This is a genomic window from Xylanibacter ruminicola (genome assembly GCF_900107775.1).
GTDB classification, from domain to species: Bacteria; Bacteroidota; Bacteroidia; order Bacteroidales; family Bacteroidaceae; genus Prevotella; species Prevotella ruminicola_C.
On sequence record NZ_FNRF01000008.1, the window covers coordinates 34,913 to 50,394 of the forward strand.

At 48.5% G+C, this 15,482-nt stretch carries 10 protein-coding genes and 2 rRNA genes; all 12 read right to left on the reverse strand.

The features are described 5' to 3' along the window. Nucleotides 1-20: 20 nt before the first annotated feature. Nucleotides 21-2,144 (reverse strand): TIM-barrel domain-containing protein, encoded by a 2,124-nt coding sequence (locus BLU97_RS15500; protein ID WP_074762352.1) that lies wholly within the window; start codon nucleotides 2,142-2,144, stop codon nucleotides 21-23. A 37-nt stretch (nucleotides 2,145-2,181) separates the two neighbouring features. Beyond that, the gene (locus tag BLU97_RS15505; protein WP_081353062.1) at nucleotides 2,182-2,907 is read right to left on the reverse strand and encodes a SusF/SusE family outer membrane protein; all 726 of its coding nucleotides are present in this window, start codon (nucleotides 2,905-2,907) and stop codon (nucleotides 2,182-2,184) included. Between the two features lie 10 nt (nucleotides 2,908-2,917). After that, entirely contained in the window at nucleotides 2,918-5,167 is a 2,250-nt protein-coding gene (locus tag BLU97_RS15510; protein ID WP_254771745.1) for a glycoside hydrolase family 31 protein, read from the reverse strand. Between the two features lie 182 nt (nucleotides 5,168-5,349). Beyond that, a complete protein-coding gene (locus tag BLU97_RS15515) occupies nucleotides 5,350-6,951 on the reverse strand; it encodes a DUF6377 domain-containing protein (protein WP_074762354.1) in 1,602 nt (533 codons plus the stop codon). Between the two features lie 177 nt (nucleotides 6,952-7,128). Further along, nucleotides 7,129-8,259: a SusE domain-containing protein gene (locus tag BLU97_RS15520; protein ID WP_074762355.1), complete on the reverse strand. Its 1,131-nt coding sequence runs from the start codon at nucleotides 8,257-8,259 to the stop codon at nucleotides 7,129-7,131. A gap of 19 nt (nucleotides 8,260-8,278) precedes the next feature. Then, complete coding sequence (locus BLU97_RS15525; protein WP_074762356.1) at nucleotides 8,279-10,204, reverse strand: RagB/SusD family nutrient uptake outer membrane protein; 1,926 nt, start codon at nucleotides 10,202-10,204, stop codon at nucleotides 8,279-8,281. Nucleotides 10,205-10,221: 17 nt separating this feature from the next. After that, nucleotides 10,222-13,281, reverse strand: a complete 3,060-nt coding sequence (locus BLU97_RS15530) for a SusC/RagA family TonB-linked outer membrane protein (RefSeq protein ID WP_254771746.1) — start codon at nucleotides 13,279-13,281, stop codon at nucleotides 10,222-10,224. Nucleotides 13,282-13,630: 349 nt separating this feature from the next. Then, complete coding sequence (locus BLU97_RS15535) at nucleotides 13,631-13,852, reverse strand: DUF2795 domain-containing protein (protein ID WP_013063838.1); 222 nt, start codon at nucleotides 13,850-13,852, stop codon at nucleotides 13,631-13,633. 64 nt (nucleotides 13,853-13,916) lie between these two features. Beyond that, on the reverse strand, nucleotides 13,917-14,480 hold the full coding sequence (locus tag BLU97_RS15540; RefSeq protein ID WP_074762358.1) for a cob(I)yrinic acid a,c-diamide adenosyltransferase: 564 nt from the start codon (nucleotides 14,478-14,480) through the stop codon (nucleotides 13,917-13,919). An 11-nt stretch (nucleotides 14,481-14,491) separates the two neighbouring features. Further along, the gene (locus tag BLU97_RS15545; protein ID WP_074762359.1) at nucleotides 14,492-15,010 is read right to left on the reverse strand and encodes a hypothetical protein; all 519 of its coding nucleotides are present in this window, start codon (nucleotides 15,008-15,010) and stop codon (nucleotides 14,492-14,494) included. A gap of 124 nt (nucleotides 15,011-15,134) precedes the next feature. Then, a 5S ribosomal RNA gene (rrf, locus tag BLU97_RS15550) occupies nucleotides 15,135-15,247 on the reverse strand. Between the two features lie 81 nt (nucleotides 15,248-15,328). Further along, nucleotides 15,329-15,482, reverse strand: a 23S ribosomal RNA gene (locus tag BLU97_RS15555); the annotation flags it as partial.

The window sequence follows — 15,482 nt, forward strand, 5'->3', positions numbered from 1 at the left end:
CATTTCTGCAATTTTTGTCGTTATTTGACAGGAAAAGTCAATTCATTGCCATTTTTCCAGGCGCTGTACTTCACTTTTCCACCTTTTACGTATCCAATACGCACACGGCGCTGGATGGGAACCAACTGTCCGTCCTTCTGCGTCAGAGTCACCTTCAGCTGCTTTTTCTGCTTCACAGCTTTCAGTTCAGTCAGGCGATAAGCCCCTTTCTTGTAGTCGAAACCATCGCCGGCATCCTCATACAACTGACCTTGAGCCTGACCGTTGGCATCGACACACACCAGCAAGGTAAGCGAGTCGGTACGCATCTCGGCTGTGCTCTGTGCCAGATTAGCCAGAGGTATGATAGAGCCGGGACGCTGGCGCAACTCGGCCTGATAGCTATCGGTATGGTCTTCGAGCGTGAAAGGCTGCCAACTGCCACCATCGGGCTGAGCCACCTCGGCTGCCCACTGGGGGCGAACCATCAGGTCGGGTCCCAACAGGAAGGCACGATCTTCGCTACGCAAACTCAAATCCTTAGGATTGCTCATAAACAAGGGGCGCATCACAGGCATACCATCTACACTGGCCTCGCGGAAGCAGGTGTAGATATAAGGCATGAGCATGTAACGGCGGTTGATGGCTGTACGGCACACGTCGAGCACCTGACCATCGAAGGCCCAAGGCTCCTGATCTACGGTTCCCTTGGTGTTGTGGTTGCGCACAAAGGGGAAATATACGCCCACTGCCGTCCACTGTGCCAGCAGCTCGGCATTGGAGTTCTCGCAAAAGCCGCCGATATCAGGACCATTGAAAGGCTGACCGCTCAGTCCGAGGGTAAGGGTCATAGGCACGCTGAGTTTCATATGGTCGGGCGAAGATAGATTATCGCCAGTCCAGGTGGCAGCATAGCGATGACCACCCAGGAAGTTAGAGCGCGACAGGATGAACGGACGCTTCTGTGGATTAGCCAGCAGCAGACCCTGACGACTGGCGCGCACCATATTCATACCAAACACATTGTGGAAACGCAAGTGTGGACCAGGGATGCCGCCATCGCCATTCTGATGCTGATTGTCGCGGGGCATAGTAGTCTCAGGAAGTCCGAACGAGGCTGGCTCGTTCATATCGTTCCACACGCCATCCACGCCCTGAGCCATAAAGTCCTTATAAAGTGTAGCCCACCATGTGCGCACTTCGGGACGGGTGAAATCGGGGAAGTGTACGGCTCCTGGCCATACTTCGCCTACGAAAGGCTTACCATCCTTGGTCTTCACCCAGTAGTCGCCGGCTGTGCCCTGGTCATCTACAAAATAACCTTCCTCGGCCTTCACACCGGGATCGATCATATACACACTCTTAAAATTGTGCTGGTGCAGATAGTCATTCAGCTTCTTAGGATTGCTGAAACCCTTGGGGTCGAACGTAAAAATGCGGTAGCCATCCATATAGTCGATGTCCATCCAGATCACGTCGGATGGAATACGGTTGCTGCGCAACTTATCAGCCACCTCCATTACCTGTGTGTCGGGGTAATAGCTGAACTTGCACTGCTGGTAGCCTAACGACCACAATGGAGGTAGCGACATGGTACCTGTGAGGCTGACCAGTGCCTGCATCAGAGCCTGAGGACTCTGGCGCTCGATAACGAATACGCGGAAAGCAGGACCCTCACTATCGAATATCACCTCGTGGTCGGCGGTGGTAATCTTTTGTCGCCAGGTATTGTCGGCAATGATACCAAAGGCTGTACCATCCTTACGCAGACCCATCACCCAAGGGTGACTCTGGTACAGGTGCGTACCGCCATCCATGCCGTAGGCAGGGGTATCTACATTCCACAGTTCGATGGTACGACCATTACGGCGCAGAGGCCCTTTGACCTCGCCCGTACCATAGAAATCCACATCGTCGGCCACACGGATGGTGGCAATACTATGCCCGTTCTGCTCACTGAAAGCCACACGCAGAGGCCACTGGGCTGTGAGTGGGTTAACAGCTGCCGGCTCTTGCTCGAAGATGGGCGAAGGTTGATGCTGCTTGGCATCGTAATGGGCAGGATAGAAAACAGCCACACTATCGGTGGTCATAAAAGCAGACTGAGCCATCGCAACAGATGCGATGGCCAGACTACTAAGGAAAAAACTGATTCTTTCAGTCATTTTTACTAACAACTAATTAATTAACTCAATCACTATATTACTTTAATAAAACAGCTTCGATGGTTTCGTTAAACAAATCTACTGTTATGCGGTAGCGACCATCGCAACTCAGCGTCCATTTAGTATCAGCACCACCAGTATGGAAACGCTTATCCTTCAGGATGTCGGTATCAGCGGCATAAGGGTGGATGGATTTAGGATGATAACGATCCTGTCCCAGAAACTTAAAACTGCCAGGTTCTTCAACCTCGGGGTGGCGTTTCAACTCGCCCTCCCAAGTCCAGATACAGGGATTATTCAGGTTCTGCTTCATCAGCAGCATCTTACCATCGGCTTTCCAACCTACCTCAGTAGCACCGCCAGCCAGGAACAGTTCGCCCCAAGGCTGGAACAATTCGCCACGCAGTTGTTTCTTCTCGGTATCGATATGAAAACGGTAGCGCTCTTCGGTCACCACCACCTGCCAGGCTGCCTGCTTGGCATCAGTTGTAACAGTGTAGCCGATTCCCTTGTTCACGATATTGGCATCGGGAGCGTCGGCCACCAGATAGGTCGTACGCTTACCTACCTTCTTGGCTGTGGCAACGCGCAGTTCGCCTGCCTTCAAGCGGCCAGCATACTTAAAATCGTTATCACTTACCTTGGTAAGTTTCTGGGCACCACCAGGCACAGCGGTTCCGATAATCCACAGTTCCTGATACTGCTGGGCACACAAGGTGATACACACCACCAGTGCAGCCATCATCATATATAATCTTTTCATCACGCTTACATTATTTAATAGTTACCACTGTTTTCTTATCACACGCTGTACGAGCCACATTAACGGTGAGCAAACGGCGCTGCTGATCATAGTTCCAGCTACCATCGGTCAACTGGCGACCATCGATAACCACGGCTTTTGGACGGTTAACTGCCAGGAACTCTACGGTGTAGGAACGGCTCTCAGGCATGCCCGCAAATTTTCCCTCACGGGGAAGAATGGTGAGCGTGTTACCTTCGTGACTGATGGTAGTAGTGGTATAAGCACCCTGCTTATAGCCCTCGGTATCGCCCTCGTCCTCGTAAAGCTTGGTCTGTCCGTTGCCACCAGGCACCACCTTCAGTATCAGACGGTCAGGACGTGTGTTGAGATTCATCATCGGTGGGTTGTTCACAATCACACTACCGGCACGGAAGAAGTAAGGAATCTCCTCCATGGCATAACGGTCGGTAAAGGTGCGGTTGCCCTCAACCACCTTATTGCGGCACACATCAAACCAACGGCCCTCGGGCAGCCAAGTACGACGGGCTGTCATGCCATCGCTCTCGGACTTGGTAACAACAGGTGCCACCAGGATATCATCGCCAAACATATACTCGTCCTCAAACAGATAAGCATTATTAACTTCTGGCCACTCGTAGTAGAGCGGACGGCACAGACTAACACCTGTATCATAGGCCTGACGCGCTGCGGTATAGATGTAAGGCATCAGCGCATAACGCAGTTTTACTGTCTCAAGCAACGAGGGGAAGTTAGGATATTTCCAGATGCGACGCTCGATACCCTCCCAGTTGGTAGCATGGGTGCGGAAGATAGGTGTGAACACACCATACTGCATCCAGCGGAGGTAAATCTCAGGATCGTTGCCACCAGTCTGCTGGTGTCCGCCCAAGTCGTGGCCCCAGTAGCCAAAGCCTACATTCGAGGCTGTGGCAGTAAAGTAAGGCTGCCAAGCCAGGGTGCCATAGGTTGTGAACGAGTCGCCAGAGAAACCAATCGGGTAACGGTGGCTGCCCAGTCCGCCCCAACGATGGAAAATCAGTGGACGATGGTTAGGACGATTCAGTCGCATATCGTTATAGAACACATGGTTGCACCAGAAGGTCTCGCCGAGTCCGTCAACATACTTACTGGTGAGGTTCTGCTGCCAGTCGAGCCACCAGAAATCTACCCCCTGGCGCTCGCGAGCACGGATAATGTGCTTAAACATGTTATGATAGAAACGGCCATCGCTCAGGTTCCAGGGCACACGCTTGGTTTGCTTATCCAACCCCATGTCCTCGCGCAGATCGTTGAAGAAATCCTCATCATCATCCACGCCATCGGCTGGGTGCAGATTCAGCGACACCTTCAAACCATGCTGGTGCATCCAGTCGATCAGTCCCTCAGGATCTGGAATAGCTGTGCGGTCCCAAGTCCAACCGGTCCATCCCTGTGTGTGCCAGTCCATATCAAAAATCATCACATCCATGGGGATGTTGAAGCGCTTCACATCGTTCACAATCTCCATAAACTCATCCGAGGTGTAACGCTGGTATTTGCTGTACCAGTAACCCAGCACGTAGAGTGGCGGCATGGGCTGGCGACCAGCCACCTTGATGAAATCGCCTAAAGCCTTCTTATACTGATGGCCATAACCCAGGAAGTACCAGTCGATGGCCTGCTTATCCACAGGCTCGGCCACCCAGTCGATACCATCCACCTGCTTGTCGAATGCGAATGTGGTTGAGCCATCGCCACGACGGGCCAATGGCGACTCGTCGATAATGCTCCAACCGGCACGCGACAGTAAACCGTTCTCCAGTTCCTGGCGCTTGTTATCACCAATCTGTCCGTCGAGGGTGCGAGTTGTACCCTTCAGGTTCATCGCATCGTCCTTACCAGGATACCACAACACGGGGCGACCGTTAAGCTGCATCGAGATGTTGAGCACCTCGGCCGATGGCTTGCGACCATCAATCACGCCACCTATCTTATATTTAAGTGTCAGGGCCGATGTCTTGATTTCAAGATAACCATCCTTCTCTACAGCCGTAAAGGCAGGAACGGGTAAACGACGGTTTACGATAGCAAACGTTGCACGATCTTCGAACAGCGAACGGTCGCTGTACTGAATACGGATCATTTCGGGCGTTAATACAGTAAAACGCGCCTTGCCTGAACGTACCACAGCATCGGGGTGAGCCACTGGATTCAGCTCCTGTGCCCATGCGGTGTTCAAACTCAGACAGATGAATAATAAAGTTAGAATTCGTTTCATTTTTTAATATCACGTTTTGTTATTTCATGCACAAAAGTACTACAAATAGCTAACATACAAAAGAAAGCAAGTAAATGTATAACGAATAATCAGTTGTATAACAAAGATGGCGCTGATAATCAGCCAGTTCACTTAAGTCGAGTTAGTTGTTTGTATAACAGAAATATTGAGCAGCGAGCCGCCTAGATTTCCATAATCAGGTGCTCAAATTGCTCGTTGTCAACCGTCGATCGGTTCTTTATTCGAGTTTTATACGTATTCACCGTATGTACCGAGTAGTCCAGGAACTTAGCGATGCGCTCGCTATCGTTGATACCTAATCGAATCAGGGCAAAGATACGCATCTCGGATGTCAGCGACTGATCGTTATCTGGCAGCTTACGATCCTTCTCCTCGAACAGCGCATTATAGCGCTCCACAAAGTCGGGGAACAGTTTCAAGAATGTCTGGTCGAAAGCTTCGTACATACTCGCGCGCTCCGTATTCAGCGTCGAGAGTTTCATCATCGAGCGCAAGTCCTCGTACTGGCGCGCAGCTATCTTACGATCAATAGCCAGGTAGAGTTTCTCTAACTTGGCAATAAATTCGGCATTGGTATAAAACGACCTACCAATATAGGCATTCTTAATCTTATCATCCTCCTGCAACTGGAGATTGGTGCTTTTTAGCTGTTCCAACTGTTCGGCTATCGTCTCGCGGGCCTCCAACAGCTTACGATTCTTACGACGGATGGTACGGAAGCCCAACAGGCAGCCCACTAACAGAATGATGAATAATCCTGTGGCCACAAAAAGCCAATTTCGCTGACCACGCATGCTGTTATAGCGATCTTGCTCGATGATAGGCAGGATATCGTTGATTTCCACCTTACGCAGACGAGTGCCATAAAAATTCACATCTTCTAACGCCTGATGCACATACACACTGGCGCGGTCATGCTCACCCTCCTTAAAAATCAGACGGGCCAAATGATAGAGGGCAGTAATCTCACGGGTAGCTGTCTCGTTATCGGCCATAGCCGACTGAGCGAAATAAGCGATGGCTTTATCCTCGTGCTCCAACAACAGATGAGCCCATGCCATCTCGGCCATTGCCTTGGCACGTATGTGCAAGTCGTCACCACAGCCATCAAGTACGTGCTGCAACGACTCAAGCGCTTTCTGGTGCTCGTGCTCACGCAACTGACGCGTACCTGTCACCGACCACCACATACAGGAGTTAGGCGGTACAATCTGCTTAAGAGAGTCGAGGTAACCATTACTTCGGTTAATATACTTGGTATAAAAGGGCTCTTCCTTGATATAATCGGCCATGCTGCGCCACAGCAAACTGTTAATTTCAAAATAATCCTCGAGCAATTTTCCGCTCAAGGCACTACGATCCATCGACTGAAGGATATCATGCGCCTCACTCAGGATACCTGCCGAGATCAGAGAAAAGGCAATGGCCTCTTGCGATTGGGCAATATACTGCGGATGATGCAGGCGATTGGCTAATTCCAAACAAGCATAAGAGTAATGACGGGCTGAGTCGTAACGGTAGCTTTTGTATTCGTTATACAAGGCGTACATCTGGGCAAATTCTCGACCCTCGGCTTTGGCTTTAGCCATGCCTTCCTTCAGACTTTCAATACGGTCGGTACGCTGTTTTTCATAATAGGCATGCTTAGCCAGACTGGCATCCAGTTTATCTAGCCAACCGGCAGTATGCTTATCTAATGCAGCCATGACAGGCGACATAAAAAACGCCATAAAACCAATTAGTATAGGTTTTCTCATCATCATTTTAGTTTGAGTCTTCGTTAATCGCAGCCAAAGTTAAAGATAAAAAACCAACCACGCACCATCTCAATTCAAATTATAACAATAATTAACTCCACAAAAAACCAACAGGCAATTAATAACTCTCAAAGAGCTACCAACTGCCCGTTGGCCGAAATATCACTTTACTACTTTACTTTATCAATCAGCAGGTTCGAACTTGGTCCACATATCTGTGGCCAGCAAACAGAGTGTCAACGTGTAGCGACCGCTTACTGAGGGCACCCACTTCACGTCGCCACCGTTGTCCTGATAACGGAAGGGTGACAGACGATGATCACTCACGGGGTCGGCATTATAGTCGGGCGCGAAGAAGAAGGGATCGCCCCAGCCATTACCAACACCAATCTTAAACTCACCACCAGCATTAAAATCGCCAGTCCAAGCATAATAATATGGTTCGCGTGCGCTACCTACCATCTCCAAACGACCATTAGAGGTGTTTGTATTCCAACCTACCGAACAGCCGTTACCACAAATCCAGATCTGTCCTGGTGTGGGCAACTGAACGATGTCAAGTACACGACAGTCGTTGAAGCCGACGTTGGTATCCACGATAACCGTACGCTTGCCATTGCCATCGAAACGGAAATCGCGCACGTCACCGTCTGTATAGTACTCTAACTGCTCGCCTTCGGCCATACCATAGGCAGGATAAGCCTCTGTCGTGGTGGTAAAGTGATACTTGCAGGCGGTCATGTTCAACGTGGCCTCGTAGATACCAGTACCCAGCTGACGCTGATCCAAGCGCTGAGTCATTTGCTTGCCATCATCGGTGGTTATCTGCATGTACAGATAAGGCGAGTACTTCTCGTAGCCTGTGGCAGTGAACTCTACTATCGAAATCTCTGGTTTGATATAATGCTGCTCGTTCTTGAAGACAGCCAGCAACTGAGCTGTTACCTTGACAGCCTGACCTGGCAGAGCCCACTGGCTCAGCAGACTATTCAGCTCGTCGTGGGTCATCGAGTAAGTCAGGTTAGTACCCAACTCCTTATAGTCGGAGTGGCTGTCTTTCTGACCGGTGGGATAGAGGCATAACTTATAGCTGATGCCCTCGGTAGCAGGGTCGGCATTCGTAGCCGCATCCCAACTGAAGGTGACGGCCGTCTGGTCGGCAGCACTCTTGCTGAGGGTAATCTCCTCAACCGAGCTCTTCACGTGCATCTCGTCGGGGTTCTCCTCCAGCGTGAAATACTCTGGGTCCTTGTTGCACGATGTGAACAGCAGTCCTGTGCACAAGGCACTGAATATCATTACATATTTCTTCATAATCGTATTCATTTATAGCTTAATTACCATTTTCGTTTACCCAGAATGGGGCCTCGCGCAAGTTGGGGTTCTTCTCGTACTCGTCGATATAGATAGGCATCCAGTAGTACTGGCGCTTCCAAATACGGGTCTGGAACACAGTGCGCTTGAAGAATTCCTCAGGAGTGCTACCCTGGAAGTTCATACCATAGTCGTCGCCACACATCTCGGGCAGGTTCTCTGCCTCCTTCCAGCGACGGATATCATACCAGCGGTTGTTCTCGCAGCACAGCTCCACACGGCGCTCGGCACGAATCACACGGCGCAGCTCGGCCTGGGTGTCATCCACATGGATGAACTTCTCGTCCATCGGGCTCACATCGGCAGTAGTGTATTGGCGCACACCAGCACGCTCACGGATACGGTTCAGATACTTCAGAGCCTCCTGGCGCGAAGAGCTGTTGTCGTAGCACTCGTTCACAGCCTCGGCATAGTCGAGATAGGTGAAGGCCAGACGATAGGTGAAGCCCTGACGTGGGGTAATTGATCCTGTAAGGTTATTATCGAGCACGTTCAAGCCCTTACGAGCCAGATAGCCATTCTGTGGGGCATCGTGGGGTGATGATGTCTGGATATTATCACGACCGTTATAGAAGAAATCGTATTTACGATTGCCTACTGCCAACCAAGCACCGTGGAACGATACGGCATTGTAGAAACGGGGCTCGCGGTTGCAGTACATATTATAGGTACCACGGTCGGTGACCTGTCCGGGCTTACCTGTACCATACTCCCAGTTGGTGATGTCGGAACGGTCGTCAATAGTGGTTGACATGCCATCCTCTACATAACCTGAGTTAGGATCAGTGATAGGCAGTCCGTTCTTGGTGAAGAAGGCATCAACCAAACCCTGGTAAACACCCAGACCACAACCACCACCATACTCACGTACACTCACCTTAACCAGGAAGAAATTATAACTGTTATTCTTAGTTACAGGGAAGGTAATCTCGTGGTTACCCTCGCTCCAACGCTTGATGTGCACGTTATAGGTACTCATGAAGGGGTCGATCTCACCATTAGGACCTTTCTCGGTATAGAGAGCATAGCCAGCTTTCTCGGCCTCGTCGATACAGAGTTTCAGCGCTTCTACAGCACGCACCCATTTCTGTGGATCGTAGGTAGGATTAAAAATCTGTTCACCTTCGTTGTTCACATAATCCTTGTACCAAGGGTTACCATTCACCAGCGGACTGGCGGCAAAGAGCAACATGCGCGAACGAACGGTGAGCGCCATGATGCGGTTGATACGACCATATTTCGAAGGATCGTCATATACAGCAGGCAGTGCCATAGCAGCCTCCAGCATCTGCTTATCGCAGTAGTCAACCACATCGTCGAACTTAGACTGACCTACCATCAAATCTGCCAAATCAAAATCGGTGGGTGCAATATAATCGGGCTTGAAGGGGATACCACCATGGTTTTCGGCCAACTGCCACCAGCCATAGGCAGTGAGGAACTTCACCTCGTTCTTCATGTTGTCAACCTCCGATTGTGGCAGGTCGTGATCAGGCATCGCCTTTACCATATTATTAAAAATGTAGCCATGACGGATATAACGGGGCATCATCTGCCAGTAATTGGCATCCCACTGTGAGTTAATGGTCCACTGGCCAAAAATCTTTGGGATCACTTTACTCCAATCCCACTGCTGCCAACGCTTTGAAGGAGTCATATCATCGGCGAACACCTCATAACCATCGGTCTTCAGCTCCCACTTGTCAGGCGTATGAATCACATTATAGACATAGGCCAACCATTGATAGACCTTTTCACGGTTCTCGAACACCATATCGGTGGTCAGCTCGGTATCAGGCTCCTTGTCGAGATAGTCGGAGCACGACACTAACGAGCCACTCATGGCGCTAAGCGCACAGAAAATATATAGAAGTTTCTTCTTCATAACAATAATACGATAAACTAAAAGTTAATGTCGATACCGAACATCACAGAACGGTTCATTGGATATTTCAAACCATCGTTGGTACCCAATTCAGGATCCCACAGTTTGAACGACGAGAGGCAGAACAGGTTATTGCCACTGACATACACACGACAACTCTTCACATAGAAACTCTGCAACCAAGACTTGGGCAAGGTATAACCAACCTCAAGAGTCTTACAACGTAGGAAGCTCATATCTTTCTTCCACCAGGTAGAACGACGGTAGTTGTTCACGTTAGGACCATAGGTCAGACGGGGCCAGAAGGCATATGGATCCTGATTGGTCTCTGTCCAGCGATCGTCGAGATTATAACTGTAGGCGTTACCCTCCGTAGTAGTACCACCACCAGGCAGGAAGTAAGGCTGATTACCAATCACACGATACATATCACCTGTGCCCTGGAAGAAGAAATTGAAATCGAAGTTCTTGTAGCTAATCACACCACCGAAACCATACACGATGCGTGGGTCTTCAGTACCACCAATGTAACCTTCGTCGGCCTCGGTAATAGCACCATCACCATCCACATCTACATACTTAATGTCGCCAGGATGCAGAATGGCAGCACCCACACCATCCTGTGTAGGAATACCATCCTTTAAGGTTCCGTCGGCATTAAAGTCGTCGTAGGTGAATAAGCGCTCAGCAACCAATCCCCACAACTCGTTCATTGAACGACCTGTAGCCGAACGATGGGTTCCCTTCAATGCTTCGGGCTCGTCTTTCTCATCTACACGGTTCTTGGCATAAGTAAAGTTACCATAGGCCGAAGTGAACAGGTCCTTGTTCCACTGCTTGTGGAAATTGAGTGTCACCTCTAAACCTTTGTTTGATACCTGACCGAAGTTAGCCCAAGGAGCCTTCACAAAACCAGTCTGAGTGGGAATGATGCTACGCTCCATAAAGATATTCTTACGCTTCTCACTGAAGATATCCACATTCAGGTCGAGCATATTCCACAAACCGACCTCGATACCAAGGTTCTTCTTGGTCACGGTCTCCCAAGTCAGGTTATCAACACCAATCTCACCTTCGGTGATACCCTTGACACCATCGCGATCATAGTTCTTCTGACCATTGGTTCCCCAAATATAGCCCTGCTCGTTGGTGAAAAGTGTGCCCAGATAGGCAAAACGGCGACCACCAATATTATCATCACCGGCCTGACCAATGCTGGCACGGAACTTGATCTTATGGAAGATAGGTTTCAGTTTCTCCATGAAGTGCTCCTCACTGAGCAACCATCCGATAGCAAAAGAAGGGAAAAAACCGAAACGCTTACCCTTGGCAAAGTTCTCAGAACCGTTGTAACCGAAGTTGAACTCAGCCACATAGCGGTTGTCATAGGTGGCCGACAAGCGACCAGCGATACCCTGCTTACGGTAGTCCTGAATACTACCATCATCATAGGCCTGCTGATTGTAGAGCAACATGGCATCCACATCGGTTTTACCAAAACGATGGTTATACATCAGGTCGGTCTCGAAATACACGCGGGTATTACCATATTCATTGCCCTGCTCGTTGCCCAGCGATTCATCGCCAGCTTCATGCTGCGAGTAAATCAGGTTACCCTCTTCATCACGTCCAGTAGCGGGGAATACGGTACTTGGTTTTGCAGTACGACTACGACGGCTACGGTTCCAGCGGTCGAAACTAAACAGACCCTTAGCCTTCAATCCTGGCAGAATCATCTTCAAATCCTGCTCAACACTGAACAGAGTCTGAATTTTACTTGAAGTAATGAAGTCGTAACCTTGCTGAGTGACCGTACGCCAGGGGTTAGCACGATACGAAATCACAGGGATAGCACCATCACTATAACGGGCTGGATGCACGAAAGGCAAGGTACGGAAAGCCTCACCAAACGCATCATTGGTATTGCAACGCTGCTTCTTGAATCGGTTCAGATAACCACCAATGTTTACACGGAGCATGGTGGTCTTGGTCACGTCCATATCAATGTTAGTGCGCAGGTTATACTGCTGGTTGTTAGTTGCATTATCGAAAACCAGACTCTTATCCTGCTCCAGCAGACCTGTCTCCTTGAAATATGAGGTGACAATCGAGTAGCGCAGGAAGTCGGAACCACCGCTCACCTCCAGATTACCACGAGTGGTATAGGCATAATCCTTTGTAATGGCATCCACCCAGTTCACATCAGGATAAAGGTCGGGATCATAGCCAGAGCGGGTACGATCAATCTGCTGCTGTGTAAAAGGCTGAGCCACCCTGTCCTGAGCAGCCAACTCGTTGAGCAGCGACATATAGTCGGGCGCATTCAGGAACTTTGGCAACTGAGTGGGCTGATTGATAGCGTGTTCAACATGGAAACTCACCTGAGGTGCTCCTATCTTACCACGCTTGGTGGTAATCACGATCACGCCGTTAGCACCTCGGACACCATACATGGCCGACGCCGAAGCATCTTTCAATATAGAAAACGACTCAATTTCAGCAACATCTACGTTATCCAAGTCACGCTCCACACCATCAACCAAAATCAATGGGTTGTTGCTACCAGAGAAGGTAGAGATACCTCGAATCCAGAAGTTTGAGTCATCATAGCCAGGCTCACCTGAGCGTTGAATACCAATAACACCACTCAGCTTACCAGCCAGATTATTAGATAAGGTACGCGTAGAACCGAACTGCAGCTCAGCAGGCTTGATGGTCTCGATAGCACCAATGATAGATGCTTTCTTCTGACTGGAATAACCAGTTACTACCACTTCGGTAAACTCATTGGTTTCTTCCTCCAGCATCACATTCAGCAGGCGCGAACCGTTCACCTTGACCTGTTTGCTGGCAAAACCAATGTAATTAAACTCTAACGTGGTACCACTCTTAGCGGGCACGTTAATACGGAACATACCATCGGCATCGGTAATAGCACGGGTTTCCGTACCTACCAATGTAACGGTTACACCGATAAGCGGTTCTTTCTGCTTATCAGTAACAAGACCTGTCACCTGAGTGGTCTGTACGCCTTGCGCCATAGCAACTGGAGCCGAAGGCAACAACGGTGCAGCCATCAGCATCGTCAAGCTGCAGAGCATCACAGAACTGGCAGGCAACCAGAAGTGACAAATTTTGGTTAGTTGTTTCTTCATTTTTTTGTTAAATTGTTAATTTGTTAGCTTTGATTGATTTGCGGTGCAAAGTTAACCTCTTATATCCATTATCCGCTAATAAAAAAGATTTGTATAAGGCTATATAAGCAGTATTACAGAAAATACACCCTGATTATCAAGCAGTTAACAATTTAACAAGCAAACGTGTGTATAACAGAAATATAAAATAAGCAACATGACAAATCACGCAGATTTTGTCATGTTGCTCATTAAAAGACGTCTAAGGTTAGAGCTCGTTTGTTTTCAGCAATTAGTACTCATCCTCGTTGAACAAGAAATCTTCTTTTGTAGGATAGTCGGGCCAGATGTCTTCGATGCTCTCATACACCTCACCTTCATCCTCAATCTCCTGCAGATTCTCCAATACTTCGAGTGGAGCTCCCGAACGGATGGCATAATCTATGAGTTCATCCTTGGTAGCGGGCCAAGGTGCGTCTTCTAATTTCGAAGCTAATTCAAGTGTCCAATACATAATACAAGTTTGTTAGTTTAACTAATTCATTTTTTATTCGGCCGCAAAAGTAATGAATTAATTTCTATCTACCAACATTTTGCCATACAATTTCACTCTGATTTGCGTTAAAATTTATTTTTTTTGCCAAAACAAACAGATAATCGCTCAATCTGTTCACATATTGCAATATTTCGGGGCTAATTTTAGCCACTTCCGACAAAGCAACAATGCGGCGTTCGGCCCTACGACACACCGTACGACACACATGGGCCTGTGCAGCTTCACGAGTACCTCCTGGCAATACAAACCCTTGTTTCTCGGGCAGCAACTTCATAATATCGTCTATCTGATGTTCTACCATCTCTATTTCGCCCTCAGGCAGATATGCAGAGGGAGATAAGACTGTTTGATCCTGATCGGTAGCTAAGTTGGTACATATATTAAACAAACAATTCTGAATACGCGTTAGCATCGCCTTGTCATCACCATCAGGTAAAAGCGAGATCAGCAGTCCTAAATGACTGCTCAGTTCATCTACCGTGCCATAAGCCTCAAGACGCTCACTGGCCTTCGATACACGCTGACCGCCTACAAGCGATGTTTTACCCATATCGCCACCTCGGGTATAGACTTTAGTTATTTTCATAAATTAATTGGTTAGAAGTTAATCTTATAGTTATGTTTAAATCTCGTTTTATCAAAGCATACGATACCGCAATAGTAAAGGTCGTAAGTAATCACTGTTCTATCGTCAGACTCTATCTCATGCCAACGATCCCAATCACGCCAGATACCTTCGACTACTATAACAGATTGATCATCGCATTTTAGCATCAAGGCGTCCCAGAAGGCCTTATCCTCAATGGTAACTCTAGCCAGCTCTACTTTATTAATAATAGGTGTAAAAGCTGTTTGATGGCATCCTGCCTGCCAGTAGCATTGATATTCATCTGGAATCATCATAGCTGGCTGACGCCAATTAGCTAATCGAAAGTATAAACGCCCCAGTTTGGTTGTGAGCCAATCATCGCCTTTCAACTGTTCATAGGCATAATATGGCCAATGCTCGTTTATTACATAACGTACAAACGAGTAATCGGTAGGCGACTGGATGCCAAAGCCTCGGCATTGATGAATACGCCCTAACCAAACCAAACTGCCTTTCAATAGATTCATTACTGCAAAGATAGTGTAATTCGAGTGAAATACCAAAGGAAAACTCGTTTTTCTTTGTAATACCAAACAATAAACACAAAAAAAATAGGAACCACTCGAAAGTGATTCCTACTTCGTTTTAAAAAGACGGCGGCTTCCTACTCTCCCGCATTGCATTGCAGTACCATCGGCGCAGGTGGGCTTAACTTCTCTGTTCGGAATGGGAAGAGGTGGGACCCCACTGCAATAACCACCTAATATAGGTTATTGACATTGTCGACACAAGAAACGTAAGTAAAAATCCATCTCAGAAACAACTACATCTGATAATATCAGCATGAAGCGAAAGAGTTCGGGCAATTAGTAGTGCTCGGCTTTGACGTCACCGTCTTTACACCTGCACCCTATCAACGTCATCGTCTATGACGACCCTCAATGGAGTCCTCATCTTGCGGCTGGCTTCGCACTTAGATGCTTTCAGCGCTTATCCAAT

Bases quoted from the DNA above. Each gene is read 5' to 3' on its own strand.
- BLU97_RS15500 (WP_074762352.1), bottom strand. From the start codon at position 2,144: ATGACTGAAAGAATCAGTTTTTTCCTTAGTAGTCTGGCCATCGCATCT.
- BLU97_RS15515 (WP_074762354.1), bottom strand. From the start codon at position 6,951: ATGATGATGAGAAAACCTATACTAATTGGTTTTATGGCGTTTTTTATG.
- BLU97_RS15505 (WP_081353062.1), bottom strand. From the start codon at position 2,907: ATGAAAAGATTATATATGATGATGGCTGCACTGGTGGTGTGTATCACC.
- BLU97_RS15545 (WP_074762359.1), bottom strand. From the start codon at position 15,010: ATGAATCTATTGAAAGGCAGTTTGGTTTGGTTAGGGCGTATTCATCAA.
- BLU97_RS15525 (WP_074762356.1), bottom strand. From the start codon at position 10,204: ATGAAGAAGAAACTTCTATATATTTTCTGTGCGCTTAGCGCCATGAGT.
- BLU97_RS15540 (WP_074762358.1), bottom strand. From the start codon at position 14,480: ATGAAAATAACTAAAGTCTATACCCGAGGTGGCGATATGGGTAAAACA.
- BLU97_RS15530 (WP_254771746.1), bottom strand. From the start codon at position 13,281: ATGGCTGCACCGTTGTTGCCTTCGGCTCCAGTTGCTATGGCGCAAGGC.
- BLU97_RS15510 (WP_254771745.1), bottom strand. From the start codon at position 5,167: ATGAAACGAATTCTAACTTTATTATTCATCTGTCTGAGTTTGAACACC.
- BLU97_RS15520 (WP_074762355.1), bottom strand. From the start codon at position 8,259: ATGAAGAAATATGTAATGATATTCAGTGCCTTGTGCACAGGACTGCTG.
- BLU97_RS15535 (WP_013063838.1), bottom strand. From the start codon at position 13,852: ATGTATTGGACACTTGAATTAGCTTCGAAATTAGAAGACGCACCTTGG.